Annotated in this window: 22 protein-coding genes, 1 tRNA gene and 1 pseudogene; 11 read left to right on the top strand and 13 right to left on the bottom strand. The window is 52.8% G+C overall.

Annotated elements, in window-relative coordinates:
* Positions 1-11: 11 nt before the first annotated feature.
* Positions 12-578 (bottom strand): mechanosensitive ion channel family protein, encoded by a 567-nt coding sequence (locus tag SynMITS9220_RS13340; RefSeq protein WP_255483227.1) that lies wholly within the window; start codon positions 576-578, stop codon positions 12-14.
* Positions 579-585: 7 nt separating this feature from the next.
* Positions 586-2,241, bottom strand: coding sequence for a mechanosensitive ion channel family protein (locus SynMITS9220_RS04960; RefSeq protein ID WP_255483226.1), 1,656 nt, complete (start codon positions 2,239-2,241; stop codon positions 586-588).
* Positions 2,242-2,378: 137 nt separating this feature from the next.
* On the opposite strand from SynMITS9220_RS04960, the gene nrdJ reads away from it, so the two are divergent.
* The 3 genes from nrdJ to SynMITS9220_RS04945 all read left to right on the top strand — a co-directional run bounded on the left by nrdJ (position 2,379) and on the right by SynMITS9220_RS04945 (position 5,162).
* Positions 2,379-4,715 (top strand): ribonucleoside-triphosphate reductase, adenosylcobalamin-dependent, encoded by a 2,337-nt coding sequence (nrdJ, locus tag SynMITS9220_RS04955; RefSeq protein ID WP_186991176.1) that lies wholly within the window; start codon positions 2,379-2,381, stop codon positions 4,713-4,715.
* Positions 4,716-4,788: 73 nt separating this feature from the next.
* Positions 4,789-4,875 (top strand) — tRNA-Ser (locus SynMITS9220_RS04950).
* A gap of 131 nt (positions 4,876-5,006) precedes the next feature.
* The gene (locus tag SynMITS9220_RS04945) at positions 5,007-5,162 is read left to right on the top strand and encodes a hypothetical protein (RefSeq protein WP_186991174.1); all 156 of its coding nucleotides are present in this window, start codon (positions 5,007-5,009) and stop codon (positions 5,160-5,162) included.
* Between the two features lie 309 nt (positions 5,163-5,471).
* Here the strand turns inward: SynMITS9220_RS04945 and SynMITS9220_RS04940 are convergent, their stop codons facing one another.
* Positions 5,472-6,185 carry a trans-aconitate 2-methyltransferase gene (locus SynMITS9220_RS04940; RefSeq protein ID WP_186991172.1) on the bottom strand — a complete coding sequence of 238 codons (714 nt, stop codon included), beginning with the start codon at positions 6,183-6,185 and terminating at the stop codon, positions 5,472-5,474.
* A gap of 268 nt (positions 6,186-6,453) precedes the next feature.
* On the opposite strand from SynMITS9220_RS04940, the gene SynMITS9220_RS04935 reads away from it, so the two are divergent.
* Both SynMITS9220_RS04935 and SynMITS9220_RS04930 read left to right on the top strand, forming a co-directional pair.
* Positions 6,454-6,717: a hypothetical protein gene (locus SynMITS9220_RS04935; protein ID WP_186991170.1), complete on the top strand. Its 264-nt coding sequence runs from the start codon at positions 6,454-6,456 to the stop codon at positions 6,715-6,717.
* Between the two features lie 579 nt (positions 6,718-7,296).
* Positions 7,297-7,605, top strand: a complete 309-nt coding sequence (locus SynMITS9220_RS04930; RefSeq protein ID WP_186991168.1) for a hypothetical protein — start codon at positions 7,297-7,299, stop codon at positions 7,603-7,605.
* On the opposite strand, the gene SynMITS9220_RS04925 is transcribed toward SynMITS9220_RS04930, so the two are convergent.
* Positions 7,584-7,781 carry a DUF3104 domain-containing protein gene (locus SynMITS9220_RS04925; RefSeq protein ID WP_370594379.1) on the bottom strand — a complete coding sequence of 66 codons (198 nt, stop codon included), beginning with the start codon at positions 7,779-7,781 and terminating at the stop codon, positions 7,584-7,586. The two genes, SynMITS9220_RS04930 and SynMITS9220_RS04925, sit on opposite strands and share 22 nt — an antisense overlap.
* Positions 7,782-8,191: 410 nt before the next feature.
* On the opposite strand from SynMITS9220_RS04925, the gene SynMITS9220_RS04920 reads away from it, so the two are divergent.
* Positions 8,192-8,425 (top strand): hypothetical protein, encoded by a 234-nt coding sequence (locus tag SynMITS9220_RS04920; RefSeq protein ID WP_186991164.1) that lies wholly within the window; start codon positions 8,192-8,194, stop codon positions 8,423-8,425.
* Between the two features lie 326 nt (positions 8,426-8,751).
* Here SynMITS9220_RS04920 and SynMITS9220_RS13335 read toward each other — a convergent pair whose 3' ends face one another.
* Both SynMITS9220_RS13335 and SynMITS9220_RS04910 read right to left on the bottom strand, forming a co-directional pair.
* Positions 8,752-8,982: a hypothetical protein gene (locus SynMITS9220_RS13335; protein WP_255483225.1), complete on the bottom strand. Its 231-nt coding sequence runs from the start codon at positions 8,980-8,982 to the stop codon at positions 8,752-8,754.
* Positions 8,983-9,992: 1,010 nt separating this feature from the next.
* Positions 9,993-10,139: pseudogene (locus tag SynMITS9220_RS04910) on the bottom strand (DUF3104 domain-containing protein); the annotation flags it as partial.
* 500 nt (positions 10,140-10,639) lie between these two features.
* Between SynMITS9220_RS04910 and SynMITS9220_RS04905 the strand changes: the two are divergent.
* Positions 10,640-11,104, top strand: a complete 465-nt coding sequence (locus tag SynMITS9220_RS04905) for a DUF6717 family protein (RefSeq protein ID WP_186991160.1) — start codon at positions 10,640-10,642, stop codon at positions 11,102-11,104.
* A 349-nt stretch (positions 11,105-11,453) separates the two neighbouring features.
* Here SynMITS9220_RS04905 and SynMITS9220_RS04900 read toward each other — a convergent pair whose 3' ends face one another.
* On the bottom strand, positions 11,454-11,660 hold the full coding sequence (locus SynMITS9220_RS04900; RefSeq protein ID WP_186991158.1) for a hypothetical protein: 207 nt from the start codon (positions 11,658-11,660) through the stop codon (positions 11,454-11,456).
* Positions 11,661-11,972: 312 nt separating this feature from the next.
* Here SynMITS9220_RS04900 and SynMITS9220_RS04895 point away from each other — a divergent pair, with 312 nt between their 5' ends.
* Positions 11,973-12,740 (top strand): sulfite exporter TauE/SafE family protein, encoded by a 768-nt coding sequence (locus SynMITS9220_RS04895; protein ID WP_186991156.1) that lies wholly within the window; start codon positions 11,973-11,975, stop codon positions 12,738-12,740.
* A 63-nt stretch (positions 12,741-12,803) separates the two neighbouring features.
* Here SynMITS9220_RS04895 and SynMITS9220_RS04890 read toward each other — a convergent pair whose 3' ends face one another.
* The 3 genes from SynMITS9220_RS04890 to SynMITS9220_RS04880 form a co-directional block, all read right to left on the bottom strand.
* A complete protein-coding gene (locus SynMITS9220_RS04890; protein WP_186991154.1) occupies positions 12,804-13,073 on the bottom strand; it encodes a hypothetical protein in 270 nt (89 codons plus the stop codon).
* 26 nt (positions 13,074-13,099) lie between these two features.
* Positions 13,100-13,330 carry a DUF1651 domain-containing protein gene (locus tag SynMITS9220_RS04885; protein ID WP_067096852.1) on the bottom strand — a complete coding sequence of 77 codons (231 nt, stop codon included), beginning with the start codon at positions 13,328-13,330 and terminating at the stop codon, positions 13,100-13,102.
* A gap of 143 nt (positions 13,331-13,473) precedes the next feature.
* A complete protein-coding gene (locus SynMITS9220_RS04880) occupies positions 13,474-13,653 on the bottom strand; it encodes a hypothetical protein (protein ID WP_115126403.1) in 180 nt (59 codons plus the stop codon).
* Positions 13,654-14,019: 366 nt separating this feature from the next.
* Here SynMITS9220_RS04880 and SynMITS9220_RS04875 point away from each other — a divergent pair, with 366 nt between their 5' ends.
* The 3 genes from SynMITS9220_RS04875 (at position 14,020) to SynMITS9220_RS04865 (ending at position 15,681) form a co-directional block, all read left to right on the top strand.
* The gene (locus SynMITS9220_RS04875) at positions 14,020-14,745 is read left to right on the top strand and encodes an alpha/beta fold hydrolase (RefSeq protein ID WP_186991892.1); all 726 of its coding nucleotides are present in this window, start codon (positions 14,020-14,022) and stop codon (positions 14,743-14,745) included.
* 166 nt (positions 14,746-14,911) lie between these two features.
* Positions 14,912-15,064 (top strand): hypothetical protein, encoded by a 153-nt coding sequence (locus SynMITS9220_RS04870; RefSeq protein ID WP_170951841.1) that lies wholly within the window; start codon positions 14,912-14,914, stop codon positions 15,062-15,064.
* 68 nt (positions 15,065-15,132) lie between these two features.
* Entirely contained in the window at positions 15,133-15,681 is a 549-nt protein-coding gene (locus tag SynMITS9220_RS04865) for a hypothetical protein (RefSeq protein ID WP_186991153.1), read from the top strand.
* Positions 15,682-15,835: 154 nt separating this feature from the next.
* On the opposite strand, the gene SynMITS9220_RS04860 is transcribed toward SynMITS9220_RS04865, so the two are convergent.
* The 3 genes from SynMITS9220_RS04860 to SynMITS9220_RS04850 all read right to left on the bottom strand — a co-directional run bounded on the left by SynMITS9220_RS04860 (position 15,836) and on the right by SynMITS9220_RS04850 (position 17,696).
* The gene (locus SynMITS9220_RS04860) at positions 15,836-16,105 is read right to left on the bottom strand and encodes a DUF1651 domain-containing protein (RefSeq protein ID WP_186991150.1); all 270 of its coding nucleotides are present in this window, start codon (positions 16,103-16,105) and stop codon (positions 15,836-15,838) included.
* A gap of 37 nt (positions 16,106-16,142) precedes the next feature.
* Positions 16,143-16,355, bottom strand: coding sequence for a hypothetical protein (locus SynMITS9220_RS04855; protein ID WP_186991148.1), 213 nt, complete (start codon positions 16,353-16,355; stop codon positions 16,143-16,145).
* Positions 16,356-16,643: 288 nt separating this feature from the next.
* Positions 16,644-17,696, bottom strand: coding sequence for a fatty acid desaturase (locus SynMITS9220_RS04850; RefSeq protein ID WP_186991146.1), 1,053 nt, complete (start codon positions 17,694-17,696; stop codon positions 16,644-16,646).
* Between the last annotated feature and the right edge of the window lie 15 nt (positions 17,697-17,711).

Raw genomic sequence — 17,711 nt, 5'->3', positions numbered from 1 at the left:
AATGCGCAGAATCATTGACTTGATTCAGAGGAATGCAGCTCCAAGGTCTGTGTGGGGAAAGGGATCTCGATGCGATGCTGCGAGAGCACCTCAAGGATCCTGCGATTGAGGCGGTGCAAACTGTTTTCAAAGTCGTCATGCATGGCGTGGCATGAACGGATCTCCAATTCATGGTCGTAGCTGAACGCTGAAATGCGCACAAGCCGACAGGCCTCGAAATCAAGCTGAGAATCTTCTGCCACCACTGATCGCATCAGCTCCGGAATGCGTTCCAACTGTTGAGGAGTTGTGCTGTAGGCAACACCCACCACAAGCTCACTGAGTGAAACGCGTTCCAGTAACTCTTCCAGGGCTACTAGCAGCGTTTCACGCACTTTCAAAAATGCTGTCCAACCGTGAAGTTCAACCATCACAAACACAATCAGTTGATTCGTGCCGTCTTCCAATGATTCGAGACTCACCACAGGTTCATGCAGTTCCACCTCCAACTGCAGCGTTTCAGGTGCGGCAACCATGCGCCTGGCCTGACGCATCAGCTCATCCAGCTGAAAGGGTGAGAGAGGATCACGAATCGGCAAGCGCAACTCAAGCCCTTGCACCGGCTGACGCTCCCAGCTGACAACCGCGTCTTGAATAATTCACGATCGTGGCTTCATCCGCAACGGAATTGGGGATCGTGACGCGGCTTTCCAGCGTTTGCAGTTCCATTGAACGCAGACCGATCTTGGTCACGAAGCCGAGATTGCCTCCGACTTCGCAGAATTCACCAACCCGCAGAGGACGATCGGTTTGGATCGACAAACCAGCAAACAGATTGCCGAGCAGCTTGGAAGCTCCGAGACCGATAGCGAGACCTGGTACGGCTGAAAAGGCCAGCACGGTGCTGGAAGGGAGACCCAGCAGGAGCAGCAGCCGATAAATCAGCACGACCGAAACCAATGCGCCGACGACGCGACTGATTGGCATCACCAGACTGGTGATCCTGCGCAATCGAATCGGAGACTCACCACCACGAACCCGTGCGAGGAACTCAGAGCTGCTTCGACCAACCGCTTCGAATAAAAAGAAGACGAGAACACTGGCCGAGAAATACCAGATCACATAAAAGGAATAGATGGCCACCACGAGTGGAAATCCCGTGAAATTGAGAAAGTTATCGATCAGCTGTTCAGTGGCATAAGTGAGAGGCAGCGCGGGCAGAACAATCAAAACCCGCTTCCAGGCCAAAGAATCGAGTTGAAAGATCAAGCGATCATTTTCGACTCGATGCGCGCCAGATTTGTAAGTGTTAAACAGCATCCGCAGCAAGCGCAGATAGATGAACCCGTACACACCGATCAAGAGTGCTGCGCAAAAAACCTGAAAAAGCGTCTGATCACCGATTGGCCATTCGAACAAGCCACGCCAGCTCTTTGGAAGAGCTAGATACCAATCTGGTGGTACCAGATAGCCGGGAGTGTGGATGAAATCTGAGTAGAAACGTGGGGTGGCGAAAGGTTGTTGAATCTCTGGGATAGTTCTGATCTCGTCGTACATCGAGCGGATCGATGACACGGTTGACGCAGAGAAATAAAAACTTTCATTCTCCGGATCATCATCAAGATCCGAGGTGAGCGTGACTGCCGTTCCAGGAATGCGCCATGAATTTGTCGGCGTTGAACGTCGGTCATTGAGCTCTTTCATCCCCTCCACATCGGGGACTTCAATCAACTGCCTGCTGTGAGTGAACACATAATCGAGCACATGCTTGAGCTGAATCGCTGCCTCATCGGCCATGTCATCGCGAACGCTCTTGGGAATTGAGCTGGAATCCAGTGCCTTAACAGCCAGAGCGAACAACAAATTTGTGTCGTCAATCTGTTCCTGACGTGACTGTTTCTTGGCGGAAGATCTCTGACCAAGACGATCGGCCCTTAGACCAACATCCGCCATCACGGAATAAAAGTTCAGCAAGGTGGTTCGAGGGCTATCGCCCACCACCTGATCAAGTACGACATCACTCCAAGTTTCGGAAGACTTCAGCAGCAGCGGATAAAACGGCTGCTCTTCAATCGGAATTAAACCCTTAGAGGTCATGGGTTGCTGCTGAAAAGCCTCAGTGGCTTTCACATTCAGCAGAGGTGGGGCAATGCTCAAGGCCAATGCCACCAGACCAACCAGCAGAAATCTCAACGCACGCGTGAACGGTCGGGTCAATGCTCGCGTGAACAGTCGCCCCACCAGGCGCTGAGAACAAACCATCTACCTGCTGACGATGACTGATCGAAATGGTGGCAGTCTCTGCCCCCTCTTGACCAGCGACACTGCGGATAGTGCCACCAACCGGTTGCCACCCCCATTGCTGGCGTTAGTGTGCCGGGACTGACCCGCCCGACAACGTGACCCTGTCTCCAAGCCGCAGTGACACCCAAGACATCACTGAAACTCTGTCCAGCAACGGCAACTTCCCCGCCACAGCTCCTGCCGCCAACCCCGTTTTCTATCGGACATACAGCCGACGCAGCAGCTCCGGAAGAGAGAGTTGGAGTGAAGTTGGATCGCGAAATCTCGGCGGTTTACAGAAGCTCGGCCAGCTAACCGATGAAGAAGTGTCGCTGTTGTCCCGGATGCAAGCCAATCAAAAAGCTTTGCCTTCTGGTCGTTGGCTCTGGATCGGCGGCACACCCTGGATCGAACGCCAGGAAAATTTTTCCGGTTCTTACAACTGCACCTCCACCAACTTGGTGGATTGGGAAGCCTTCGGTCTGATGATGGACCTGGCGATGATGGGCTGCGGTACAGGCGCCATCATCGAACCGCACCTGATCGACCGCCTGCCGGTGGTCACTAATCCGATTGAAGTGGTCAAGGTCACCGACATCGGAGTCACTCCAGCCGGCGAGCGCCAAGACTCCACCACCCACACCATCGATGGTGACACCGTCTCGATCCGTGTTGGCGACACCCGTCGGGGCTGGGTCGACAGCTATCAATTGCTGCTCAACCTCAGCAGTGATGAGCGTTTTGCAGGACGCACAATCAAAGTTGATGTTGATCTTTCCGACGTACGACCTGTTGGCGAAACCCTCAAGGGCTTCGGGGGCATGGCCAATCCGGTCAAACTCAAGGATCTCTACGGACGTGTCGCCCGTCTTCTGGGCAAAGCCGTTGGGCGCAGGCTGACCTCTGTTGAATGCTGCCTGCTGATTGATGAGGCTGCCGTCACCATCGTGGCCGGCAACATCCGTCGCAGCGCGGGCATGCGTCAGTTCGCGTTCAACGACACCAGCGCGGCCGGCGCTAAAGACAATCTCTGGCAGCAGGATGCTGATGGCAACTGGCGGATTGATCCCGAGCGTGATGCCCTGCGCATGGCCAATCACACCAGGGTTTATCACACCCGCCCCAGCCGTGAAGTGCTGTTAGAAGCGGTGACCCGCCAGTTCCACAGTGGTGAGGGAGCGATCCAGTTCGCGCCTGAAGCGATTGCTCGCTCCAATGCTGATCTTCTCTCTACACCTGAACTGCGTCGGGAATTCATCGACATCTATTGCGATCAAGGCAAAGAAGAGGCTGGTCGCTGGCTGAATCTGAATCACGGCCCAATTGCAGATGACGAACTCGAGCATCGACTCGGACGCTATGGGCTCAATCCCTGTGGGGAGATTCTCGGCGCAGACTTCCACTGCAACCTGGCAGAAGTTCATCTCAACCAGATCGACCCCAGCGATGACGAGGGTCAACGCGACGCCTTCAGAGCTGGTGCCTTGTCAGTGGCTTGCCTGCTGAACCATCAATTCGAAGTGGAACGCTATCGCCAAAGCCGCGCCTGGGATCCGATCGTTGGCGTGAGTTTCACGGGCCTGTTCGATTTCTTTGTGCACGCCTTCGGAACGCCCTGGCTGAAATGGTGGGAAGCCGGTCGCCCAGACACCGAAGAGGGCCAGGACTTCAAACGCCAGGAAGCGGAGTATCTCAGTCGCTGGAAGACAACCGTGAATGAAGCGGTTTGGGAATACTGCGACCGTCATGGACTGCGTCGTCCCAACCGATGCACAACAGTGCAACCCGCCGGCACCAAAAGCCTGCTCACCGGTGCTGCCCCTGGCTGGCACCCCCCCAAGGCTCAACGCTTCATCCGCCGCATCACCTTCGGCAAGAACGATCCGGTGGCCATGGCTTGCATGGACTATGGCTACACCGTGGTGCCATCTCAGTCCGACAAAGATGAGCAAGGTCGACTGCTGGATGATCCGTTCGATCCCCGTTGCACCGAATGGCTGGTGGAAATTCCCACCGAAGTGAGTTGGGCGAATCTGCCCGGCGCGGATGCAGTAGACATCAACGCCTTCTCGGCCATGGCCCAGTTCGATTTCTACATGCAGGTTCAGACCCACTACACCGCTCACAACACCTCGGCAACGATCGAGTTCCGTGAGCATGAAATCGACGCTCTCACCGATGCACTGCACGGCACCATCGAACGTGGAGAGGGCTACATCTCAGCGGCCTTGCTGGCCCGTTTCGACGCCAACGCCACATTCCCCCGCCTGCCGTTCGAACCAATCGATGCCGCAACGTACGAAAGGATGCAAACCGAGGTCATCCAACGACGTGTGAGCTCTGATTTCTTCGAGGCGCTGCAGCGCTACGACATGGGTGAGATCAGCGAAGCCGGCCCCGCCGGTTGCGATTCAGACAAGTGCCTCTTGCCTCTGGCCAAGCCCAACAGCTGAAATAAAGAAAGGAGTCATCCGGAGGTGACTCCTTTAAACTGCCTTTGCGGATGTCGCTGATGTCACGCAGTGAGGAGAGGTGGTCGAGTGGTTTATGGCTCTGGTCTTGAAAACCAGCGTGGGCGCAAGTTCACCGTCGGTTCGAATCCGACCCTCTCCGTTTCAGAAGCCCAGTCACTGACTGGGTTTTTTAGTATCTAGGCTCAGCCCTGCGGAGGTGGTTTCGGAAGAGGGCGCTGGTTTTTTCGCGAAGGATCTGGCATAAAAGCGAAAGATTTATGCCATGGATTTATGCCGTCCCGCGCTGACGCCATCAAGCAGCAGCTGTCTCTGATCAACCAGGGCCTGAAAGCTCAGCGTGCGGGTGTCTCGATCAACCGCCGAGGCCAGGGCTTGGAGCGATCAGAGTTGATCGGTAGGGACCAGCTTTTCCAATCATTTTCTTAGTGGAACGGAGTCTTCAAGATGCTCCTCGCGTAGGCGTTCCAGCTGTCCTTTACTTTCAGCTGGTCGATCGCTACTTCGCTGTTTGCCTTGATCGACTCCTACGACGACAACAGTCACTAGTGCAAGCACTGCAATTGCTCCTAACTGCAGAATCTGCACCATCCCCTTAATCCACTATTTCTGGTCAATAAGTACCAGCTTTGCTCATATGGGATCGCCTGGCAGTGCTGGGGCGATGTACATGTGCGCTGGTCCGAACCAGAGCAGCGAATGTCAAAGGCACTCAAGATCTTCACAAGATCATCAAATTCAAATCCGCCTCGTGATCCACAACCGTGCAAACAGGCCTTGATAAAGCTGGATTGGCGCTTGGCAATTCAGCCCCACGAGCTTGGCTTCGAGCCGGGCTGCATCCAGAGAAAAAACGGCAGTGTTCCTGGCAGTTAGAAATTTATCCACCATTTCGGCAGGAAGACCGCGATCGAGCAAACGTCGTGCAGCGATGCTGAAGATCGTGTCGCAGATCTCAGGTTCCGCAGCTTCGCTGTAACTGCTGATGAGCAACACGCCTCCTGGCAGTGACTGCTCTACAAGAAGCTCAATCATCAGACCCTGCTGATCTGGAGCCATCAGGTGAAGCACGTTGTGACAGATGACGCCATCAAAATCGCTTTGCAGGAGACCCGAGCGAACGGCTTCTTCCAGGCTCTTCGGAACCCACTGGCACCTTTCGAAACCGCCATGGCCTTTCAAGGTTTCAATACTGGTCTGCAACATCTGAGCACTGGGCTCAATTACAACAAATTCAGCTTCAGGACAGGCGTCCAGTAGCTGAGGCAGCTCATCTCCCGGTCCAGGCCCTACGACAAGAATTCGCTTAGCTGCTGGAGCCGTGTCACCGATTGCAGCCGCTGCGATCTCAAGAAGGGTTGCATGACCTGGGACGGAATGTTGGATTGTGGTGCGGTATTTGCGTCCATATTCAGCCTCAAAATCAAGCTGACTCACAGGGTTCAACAGCATCAACTCCTTTCATTGAAGACCACCCTCCACTCAGCAACCCGAGCTGGAACGCAATCGCCTCGCTCGATGCCCTCGGATACGCCTGCATTGCCCTTCAAAAGGGTCTTTTGCCGCGAGTCTCGGCGTGACTGGCTTCCGGATGAGCTGATCCCCAATCGGGGGAGGCAGAGGCCAGCACGTTCACCCTTAAGGGTGATGCGAACCCGATTGATTCCGGAGATGGTGAAGAGGTCCAGGAGGGATGACCTCCACTCTCTAAATCAATCAAATGAAACTTTCTACTTTCGTCGCTGTGGCTGCTGTTATCGGTGGTTCTTTCTTGATCTCTAATCCTGCTGAAGCTGGTTACAACTGCCGCCCAAGTTTTGGGTTTGGAGGCAACGACTGCAGCGGCACAATCAATGGGCAGAGATTTAATAGCACTACAAGAACTAATGTTTTTGGTGGGTACGAAACAGAGGGAACAATCGGCGGACAGCGTTTCAATCAGACATGCAGTAAGAGCGTTTTTGGTGGTTATGACTGCTACTGATTAATCCATTCCTTGTCGGGAAGCCTGAGGCCATGAAAGCGAGGCTGAGAGCTATACAAGACCCGAAAGGGAAAAGCAGGGGGCGTTGAGTAGTCGCTATCGATCTCCCGACAAAACACCTCACACCAATCAAGCCCCGCCTAGTGCGGGGTTTTCAAATCGGGATGTTTGTCTGCTGCTTATTAGCTTTGCGGCCAGTTACCCATATAAGGCAACAGAAACAATGCTGCTGATACTGTAAACAGTGAAAATCCAGCCAAAAGGCTATAGGTAAAAGTAGACATTGTGATTGATCTACGGTCTATTTTTGTTTTAAACAAGCTCATCATTTCTGGCGGTAGAAAATCACTGCCCTCTATGTACCTCTTGAGCTATCCCTGCGAGCAATCTTGCGAGAACAAAGTCTCATTCTCTCGGCCCTCTAGTTTCATCATGGAGATTCGATAGGAACGAAATCTTCCTCAGTGCCGTTCACTAGTTAACCGCCAGTGAGTACCCGAGGCTGTCGAAGTAGGACGCGAGATCGGTTGCACCGAATGCGGTTGGCATCCCAATGAAGTTGTTGATGCCGCCGTCCCAATGGATGAGTTCGTTTTGACCGCCCTGCCCGTTGCCCCGTCAGTGGCGCTGATCAGGAATGAAGAGCCGCAGGAATGCGAAGAGGCATCGATCGATGCCATGACAGATGGGCACACACCATCTGATGAGCATGAGAAAAGAGGACTGGATCCGACTGGCGATGCCTGCGTCGATCTGCCTGTTGGCGCTGTCGATCTTCTCGATGCCTCTCCTGTCGAATGCCGTTCCAACGGAGATCACGGTGAAGCAAGCCTGGGGCGACAGTTGGGATATGAGCTGCGACTGAGTCAGATCGCAGGAAGGATGTGAGTCACCAGGTCAGCGTTGACCCAGCGGATCACACCGGAATCCACATCGGCTATTTGAAAAAGGTTGTGCACCTTGGGGTCGCGAGCAGCTCCCCCGCAGTGGATGGCCTGCCCCATCCACCAATCCTTGCCGCGCTTCTCTCCGATCTGAAGGTCGTGCTGGACGATGACCGTCATCCCTGGAACCACATCCAGAAAGACCGACCTCTCTAACTCGGGCGAGTTGTAGACCCCGCGATCAACCGACATACCCACAAAAATAGGACACCAGTACTAGCCACGACTGCCCAGGCCTGCAACACGGTGACACTGGAGCCCCGCTTGGCAAGACCAGGCCGGATGGTGCCCTGAGTACGGCTGAGATTCCCCTGAATGAGGGATGTTTTTGAGCAGGCCTCAGGCCAAGCTGAGCTCATGTCCAAAAGAGACCCCCTCAAGAGCTTCTGCCCTCACTGCGGCCAGCAGTTTGGAAATGCCTGGCAGTTAGTCGGCTTAAGACAGCACCTATGGGAGATCCATGGCATCCCTGGCGAAACCACGTTCAACGGAAAGCTGCTCAAGTGGGGGCCGGAGGAGGAATGCAATAAATGAAACGAATATCCGCCATTGCTGCCGTTGCCGTTGCCTCGCTGCTGCTGGCGGGCTACCAATCAAAGCGCGACACCTGCGCTCAATGTGTAGACGAAGGACCCTATGCCAGCGACGAATTGGCCGCCGACTACTTCAATCGCCTTGGGCTAAAGCTTGAGCCTGAGAAAGGTGATGCGAACTTTCAAAAGCGATGGGCAATCAAGGAGTTCTGCGAGTTCTACAAGTTCTAAACCAGCCAGGATTGAACGGAATCAGAAGCTGGGCAAGATGTGGGTCACCAGGTCGGCATGGACCCAGCGAATCCCATTAAGAAGGGGCCCCACTGGGCCCCTGAAGGTCGTTGAGGTGACTCCCGGTGACCTCTGACCTTGAACCATTTCTACCTGCTGTGTATCCCAGGGCACATCGGTGGAACTACCTGTCTTCAGCAGTCAGGAATCACATGGGTGACCAGGTCGGTATTGAGCCAGAGCATCACCACTAGAAAGCCCCACTCATAAGAGCGGGGCATTGCGTTGAAACGTCGTGGCTCAGATGTCGTCACCACCAGGACCACTTAGCTGAAGATTCCAACACAGCTGAACATCACACCCAGCAATTTATTGACGCCGGATAAATCAATCGTAGATGCTTGGTTGAAGATGCTGACTTGCTCGATAATGCCCTTACCGGTCAAGGCTTCGACAGCCAAACCAATACCAAGTCCGAGCATTGCGGCTCTTCCATTCAGCTTTTCACTGAAAGATTTGTATGGGTAAGGCGTGAACTTGGAAGCTGATTCGGACATCGTCAAGGAGCTTATCCAGCATTGTTAACTAAAGTAACAACTGGTCGTGGTATCGGAGAAGACGTTTCCCTCACTGCCATCTCAACCGAGTAGCGCACACCAGTAAGTCCTAATACTCATAAGCAGTCAAGAAATAGCTGCTGTAATCAGACGTCCAGATCCGATCGTCATGAGGAACGTCATCATTATCACGACATCCCAAGCCTTGGATTTGATGAAGTAAGGCACAGATATACTCATTGCCGTTAGGTGGACTATTACGCCAGTCACTACATCAAGGTGGAGAGTAATGAAATATGCGGCAATGACTAACCCGCTACCAAGAACTCTCATTCGTTGAAGCAAGTCCATATCCCTAGTTCCAACAGAAATCGATTGTCGGAAATACCTGCCGCTTGGTGCGCAGGTGATTCGTTAGGGATAACCGGCATCAGCGAGTGTCTTGACGGTCCATCTCAGCCAGTGCTGTGAAGTTGGCCATACCCCCTCAGATCGCAGGAAGGATGTGGTCGGCCAGGTCGGTATTGAGCCACTAGCCAAAAAAAAGACCCGATGTTTCACAGGTCTTCAGAGGGTGTGAGGAGTTGGAGTCCCGGTGAGGAGACCAACTGCCTCAGGTATAGCAGCCGCTTATTCCTTTCACTTGGCCGGTAATAGAGGGTTGCACTCCTACGTTCTATCGGTAACTTGAAGCTGTGAGGAGAAAACTCACAGGGGTGGAAACAAGGACACACACCCTTGAGTTTTAGGAGCCACTGCCTTTGGCGGTGGTTTCTTTTTGCCTACCTATTTCTCGCTTTTGGCGATGCCAAAAAGCACCGCAACCCACGTAACAGCGATTAAGAGATAAAGCATGGCGCTTAGTGATGCGATTAGGAAAAAGGCAGGGTCATCACTTCCTGCCTCGAGCTGTCGCATCCTTCATCAATACGACTCATCGACCGTAGAAATAGAGGCTTGGGCGGTGAGAGTTCATTGCTGACGGTTTACCCAACCTTCGTCAGAGACTCTCAGCAGTCCGGAATCACATGGCTGACCAGGTCGGCATTGACCCAGCGGATCACACCGGAATCCACATCGGCGATCTGGCACAGGTTGTAGGTCTTTGGATCAAGGACAGCGCCGCCGCAGTGGATCACCTCTCCCATCCACCAATATTTGTCTAGTTCTCGGGCCTAACTATCGGAATCCTGCATGGAGTGTGGATCGGCTGAGGCATTGCGGTGATAGGCGCAATGTTGCATCGGTTGGCAACTCAATACCGCCAGGCTCTGGACACGGAACTATTTCATTGTCGGATGGCTTGGAGTCGAGTTAAACCTGCTTTGGCTCCTCGCAGCGGATCTCTTCAATGGAGTTGGGGTGTGCCTTGATAAAGGGAACCACCTCCATAGCCAGAACACGGGCTTCGAAAGCGTCACCTGCGTAATAGCAGCTTTCAATCCTTCGACTACTGGTCTCGCGGTGTCTGACTGTATAGCGCTTGTGGCTTTTCATGGATCGAGCCATGGATACACCTAAAGTCTCAAGCTGCACTGAACCTCTATCAACAAACCATTGGTTTTATTTTGGGATCAAATGCATAAATCAAGATATTCAATGATTGTCGCAATTAATACCTATGCTGCTTTCAGCAAGACCTCATTCAATTAACTGAATGTCAACCAAAGAAAACACAGCCCTGCTCGAAAATAATTGTAGTTACTGGCAGCTGACTGATGAAGAGCGTGCACTTGTCAACGCTTCAGCGCCAGATCAAGATCAGTGGGCCTTCAATATGGAACGTCGTGATGACGGCATGTGGCAGTTCTCTATGCCCGAGTACAAGACACACAACGAATTGCTCGTGGGCGGCACTGAGCAGATCATGGACGATATCTATCGATCGATATCTGAGGTGAAGCCTGATCGCTTTTCCACGATGGAAGTCACTGTCAGTCGCGTGCCATTAGAAGAACAAACAACCACCTTCACCAAGCTAAGAGAAGACTCTAAAAACCCAGGATCTACTTACTGGTTAGACGAAGTCACTGGAAAGCAAGCTTGGCTCTGCCCATGGCTCAAGCTGTGCTGGGACCCTGCACCTGAGCTGATGTATATCCACTGCGAACTCACATCATGAGTTAGGCATACAGCAACAACTAATTAGACAAAAGGAATTTTCCTTGAACTGTCTGGCCAACAAACAATCGTGGTCTCATCTTCACTAGATCTCGAGAGATTCCAATCAGCGCACCCGAATAACAGTTTTTTTTAAATAAAGCCACGCTCTTCAACTAGCAGTGCCGGAAATCAGCTGTATAGCAGGAGCGATCAATACGGACTACCTAGTTCCGTTTGGAAGCTGAATTGCAAATCCATGTTGCAGCAACAGACTTCTCCTGGCCAACGATTTGCCAGAAAAAGACCATCAAGGAAGACAGCATCAGCCGACCTTCTTTGATTAAAACTAAAAGGTTATAACCGTCCAATCAATTGACATACCAATTATTAGCTGTACTAGGCAATCTCTTGGCAACTTTTGCTTTCTCGGCAGCAGTCATCTCTGACCAAAGCTTGTAAGTGCAATCCAAAGCACCACGGTCCTTCAGAGCTTCCCGATAACAAGCTGATAGCTCGGCGAACTCTTTGGCACGCACGACGGGAACAGTCATGCGGTTTGCCCAGTAATCGCTCATGCTCAAAGAAACGAGTCTCACCAGCAGTTCTAGCAAGTAGAGCAGAATTGGTGAAAAGACAACTCCGCAGAGATGGATGACTCGCCCCATCCACAAGCCCCAGTCACCCGTCCCTGACCTGCAAGTGCTATTTCACAATCACCGCCGCCATAGAGATACCTATCCAGGAACATGAATAAGTTGCACAGGACAAGTGATTCACCCCTCAGACATCCAACAGAGCTGTGCGGACAGAGCATTCGTGCCAGCGGCAGGAGAGCTTGTCTTGCAGGAGGACACTGATGACACGGATGTCTGAATCGATGTCGTCCCATGGTCAGTGAGCTGCTGCTGCAGCTGGCACTCGCTGCAATTGCGGTTGTGGCCAATGGCCTTTCAGCCTTTGCCGGTGGCGGTGCCGGCCTGGTGCAGCTACCAGGCCTCATCCTGCTGGGGCTTCCCTTCGCTTCGGCTCTCGCCACCCACAAACTGGCCAGCGTGGCCCTCGGCGTTGGTGCCGCCGGTCGCCACTGGCGGGCGAGCAGCCTTGATCCCCACATCAGCCTGTTAGTTCTGCTCGCAGGTGTGCCGGGAGTGTGGGTCGGCGCCAGCAGCGTGATGGCTTTACCGGATCGCATCGCCACCGCAGCACTTGGGCTGCTCACCCTGTCCCTCGGGGTGTACTCCACACGCAAGCCTGAACTGGGACAGACCGACAGGCTGGTGAACCACAACCGACAGCAAAAGCTCATCGGCACTGCTGTGATTTTCGTCATCGGAGTGCTCAACGGCTCACTCACCTCTGGCTCGGGCCTGTTCGTCACACTGTGGCTGGTTCGCTGGTTCGGCCTGAGTTATCCAAGAGCCGTTGCCCACACACTGATCCTGGTGGGTCTGGCCTGGAATGGCACCGGTGCTCTTGTGCTCGGGTTCAGTGGTGAGATCCGCTGGGACTGGGTACCGGCCTTGATCGCAGGATCTCTGATCGGGGGATATCTCGGTGCCCACCTGTCACTCAAAAAAGGAAGCCGAGTTGTCAAGCTTGCTTTCGAATGCCTCGCTCTACTGATGGGCTTGTCTCTCCTGATCCGGAGCCTGTGAGCTGATCACTCACAGATCAAGACAAGATTGGCTGCTGCCCTGAGTGCGACGAATGACAGAGCCTTAGCCCTCCGCCAACAAAACCAAAACAGCTGGATTGCCCGCATCGTCTTTCTGGTGCGAATACCGAAATTCGTCGTCGCCTCCTAGATGGAATCGTGAATTGCTGCAATCTCTCCCCCTCCCCTGCAGCTTGATGCCGTAGTCCTCAACGAGACGCATACAAGCGCTGATGATTTGCTCCGTCGTGGCCTTCCATGGATGAGTGCCTTGCAGATCCTCTGCTCCGAGCAAAACTCCTTCTAAAACCGCGGAGATGGGATCAGTCGTCATGAGTTCAGGCTGGCTGCCACGGAGCCTTACCAAAAGGCTGGGCAATGCATCCAGCCAATCTGCTGCAACTCTTGGTAGAGAGACACTGCATCCTCATAAGCCATATGGATGCGTGACTTGATCAGAGCTGGCTGGCTATGAGGCATGGGTCTGCCGTTTTCCACGACGACCTGCACATCTCCATCAAGTGTTTTTGATTGCTGATGGAACCTCATCGCCCAATGGGTCTTGGGGTCTTCCAGCCAGGCGTCAGACATCGTCACTTGCTGAGGTCTTGCTCTTATCGATAGAGACCCGTACCCCCTGATGCCCAGCCAAGTACAAATAAATACAAGGAGTCATCCTCACCCGATCGTTGGGAAGAGGACAGTCAGTAAGCAGCTGAGCCATCGAAGCTGTCTTAGGGGAGTGAGCCTCCAAGAAGTTGATCCTGGGCACTTTCGAGGATTTTCATCAACTCATGCAGCAAAGCTGCTTCTTCGGCATCAGGAGTGTTGCCGCAACCAACCCTGCAAAGAGCAGACCTCAGCCTGGAGAAGTCAGAAGCAGGAATGTTGATTTGAATCTGGTCCTTCGCCATAGAAAGAATCACAGTTGTTCTGAACCAAGCTGCATCACCGGAGGATTCGTCTCAAAAGTGATCGACCAGGTCGAAACACCAAGACCTAACTCCAGGCAGGACGATCCAGCCTGGTACTGGCCAAACCGCCTGAGCTCGAGTCCAAGTCACCTCTAACAGGGCAAGAGCTCCTGCACTTTCTGTAGCTAACGCCTGAAAACAAATTCCAGTTCATTTGTTACTTCATCAGGTTTCGCGATCAAATGCCACGCAGCACCACCAACACAGTTATTGGTCGAATTTTGAGAACGCTGATTGAAAAGCCGCAGCGTCATCTCGCTTAGCAGCGCTTAAACGCAATGCTCGTAACACTTCAGGGCGTTTCGCATAGGGAGAAAAGTCGAGCAGACCGTCGACGATCTGCTCGGTTGCGGAACTGCACCATGCCCAGCACGGCCACTCACGCCTGAAGAGTGGGCTGAGCCGCTCATCCATCTGCTTCGCGAGCGAAACAACGGACCTGCTGTCTTGGTCTCCCAAGGAGCTTCTTTGCCAATAGCACTCGCGGTGGCAGCCAAGGCGCCAGAGATGGTGAGCGCTTTAGTGGCGGTCAGCCCTCCAGCCTGGCTGGTTCTCAAGCAGGAATTCCCCCAGAGGAGAGCACGTTGGCTCTGGCGATTGCTATTTGGTGGACTGATTGGCAACTTGTTTTACCGATATGCGCGGCGGCGCAGATTTCTAGACGCCTTCTCTAGAAAAAATTTGTTCGCACAACCTGAAGCCGTCGATCAGGAATGGCTTGAGATGCTCAATCAGGGATCACGCGCGATGGACACCCGCTGGGCCGTGTATTCATTCCTGGCAGGATTCTGGCGACGTGACTGGGAACCGCTGCTGACCGGCTTGAAGATCCCGGTGCAGATCATCTTTGGAACCAAGGCCACCGGCATTGGTTCATCCAAGAACTGGGATGATCTCAACGAGCGGCTCAGTACCTACAAAGAACAATTGCCCAACGCTTCGATCAGCACCATCCCTGGCAGAAACGTTCTTCCTTATGAATCCACAGAGGAGTGCGTCAACAGCGTTAGGAAATGGCTGGCAGCGCTCTAATCAGGCCCGCCAAGTGCCAACAAGAACAATGGTCAGCTGCAGCGAACGCTCCGAGGCTCTTAAGAGGTGACTGGAGCCTGCAGACAGGTGATCTGCAGGATTAATCGCAGTTGACCTCACGAAAAGCCGTCATCTGTTAAAAAGCACTGCTCAAGGCCCCGTTCAGATGCCCGTTGATGTCACGGCGATTCTGGTTTCATCCACCTTCATGGGAGCAGGGCTGGCGTTGGCCAAATTCTTCCCCGAATCCTCCCTGCTAGCGGCATTCTTTTTAGGTGGCCTAGCGCTGGTCAATATTGGGCTTTCACTCGCTGGCTAACCGACAGACACCATCGTTTTTGAACCAGACATCAATCGCTAGCTTTTCAGAAGTCAGATTCAGGGCTGATGGCATCGGGTCAGGAGTTGTGGCGATCCCTGGAACCACTGCAGAACAGGTCTCCTGAGTTTCTGGATGCTGTGGCTTCGTATCTCCCAACAGTTGAAACGCTCAGCTGCGAACACAAGCACAAGCTATCTGTTTTCAAATCAGCAGAGCTTGTGAATGCTCTTTTGCAGATCCGAGAGAAGCGAGAAAGCGAAGATCGCTTTGGGCCTGAATTGGCGAAGGCATCGTTCGTACTGGTTCGAGCAGCCATCCGCGATCGGATCATGCATCTTGGCTCTGAGGGAACCGTGGATCTCAGAGCCCCAGAGATTCGAGCCGTGATCAATGAAGGCTGCAGGTTGTTTCATGCGGGCAAAAAACACCCGGAGAGATACCAACTGGCTTTGGCGCTATCAGCGGCACAATGCATCGCGCTTTCCCCATGGCTTGATGGAAGCCTGATGCGTTACAGCAAGGGCTGCGGTCTTCAACTACCTGAAGCCTTGATTCATGCCGTTCGCAACAACTTCATCACCCCTTATCGCCAAAGCGAACACGTTGAGTGCTGACAAGTGGCTGGGCAGACAAGGCCCCAATGCCCCCTACAAGCGTGCACAGAGGTGTTCGCTTTGATACCTTGAAGAGTGACATGAGAGGCAAGTCGAGCAGCCGACTCATGTGCGTTGGGGAGAGGGAGACGTCACACTCCCTCTTTCCGCAAAGTCAACGCAGAGGGGGAGAGCAGGGCATCCAGCCGGTGTTCTGCAGGTTCTTCCATAACTCAACACCGAGGGAATGAAGCATCCGCTGCTGGCGGACTGGTTGACCCAGAACAGGTGACCAACGAAACGTGCTCAGCACAACGAACTGAGGCTGCTCGGTCGAAGCGTCTGGCTTGAGGTGAATGAACAGACCATCCTGAGAATTCACAAGCCATGCCCCAGCTTGGGGCAGCTGGTCGAACTGAGAGGCGTCAGGATGATCGTTGGACATCATTGAATCTGACGAGAGTCAAAAACTCCGCAGCTGATCATTGCAGCGGAAGTGGCGGAACTTGGGAATCCTCCATCGGAATGGGGGCCTCCACAGGCACTTGCTTGATTCCCTCTTTGACCGCCGATGCCGTGATGAAGCCACCGATGACCACAACTGCCAGACAGCTCAGACCAGACAAAACACCAATTACCACGATCACTCTGGTCGTCAAATCAACAGACAAGTTCTGGACAGGGTTTGACGGCATGGCCTGCAGTTCCACTGTTTCTGTTCTGGCCCTTCATCGACACTGACGCAAGCAGCTCTGGCGCTTGATTGGCACCGAAGCAATCCAACGCGGTCACTCCAGTACAGACACGAGCCTGATCAGCCAAGGAGAAGATAGAGATCGCACAATCATTGTTGCTTGCTAGCAACCGTTATCACGACATAACAGCAAGCGCCTCATTCTTGAGGAATGGAAGGACTCTTAAACGACGAACGGCCAGTTCAAAGCATCCTGAATCCAGCAATCAAAGAAGTCTTTAACCAATACCTAGAGCCCAGCAGGCACAAGCTCCAAATTAACGTTGTCCCAAAGGATGAGAGAAAAGCACGAAGGTATTTGATGCAAATAAAGAGGCTGAACGGAGTCAAGCAGATGAAGGTTTGCATGGTGACAATCCCGCAGCCGATAGTTAGGAATTCTTTCGGAAAGATGATGGATGTGGTGATAAGCAATATCTGCAGTGAACCAATTCAAGATTGCTGGCATCTGAAGAAAAGAAGATCCCTCGATAGCACCCTTGAAATAACTCCAATCCTTCTCATCACTGGCATAAGAGCCTGGGAAATTATGCTGAACAAAGAACACAGCAATCATCAACGCGGCACTCGTGCTCATTACAGATATGTAGAGGAGCCAGAAATGCCAGTGACCGATCGAACGGCCAATGAAGAACCAGCAAGCAAAGAGTATTGCGGTGTTTGCGATGGTGTCGTAGACTTCACCTCGAGTGTAGAAAAAACTTGATTGATGCTTATTAATGATCAAAGGAATATTGGGAATTTTCCCTTTAGAGATCGCAAAAGCCACCTTTTTTAGACTTACAAAAAAGCATTCAAAGAAACCAAGAATAAGAGCAATCCTCGGCTTAAGAATGAGGTAATAAAAGCCTCCAGGGAACAACAACAATGGGTGACGCAAAAATCGATAAAAAGCCTTCTCGTCTGATTTCTTCGCCTCATATTGGACCCGTGTCGTCAAAGCCGAAGGGCCTCTATAACGATCCCAGTTGCCATTGTATTTATGGTGAAAAGCATGGCCTCTCGACCACGGATGGTGAGGGATCCCGTGAATGATGCTGAGCAAAAATGCAACAAAACGATTGACTCGCTTAGAGCCAAACAAGCTTTGATGACCACAGTCATGCATCAAGGAAAAACTTCGGCTCATCAGCAGAATGATGAGCACAAAGAACAACGGGGCCATCACCACCGATGTCAAATCAAACGATGTTGTGACTGCAGATAATCCGAATGCACAGAGAGCCAAGGGAACAACAGTATTAACAATCTGCCAGGTAGCGATGCGATCATCACTAGCCATATAAGACTTGAGATC

The organism is Synechococcus sp. MIT S9220 (assembly GCF_014304815.1).
Classification (GTDB): domain Bacteria; phylum Cyanobacteriota; class Cyanobacteriia; order PCC-6307; family Cyanobiaceae; genus Synechococcus_C.
This window is presented reverse-complemented; position numbering and strand designations above follow the sequence as displayed.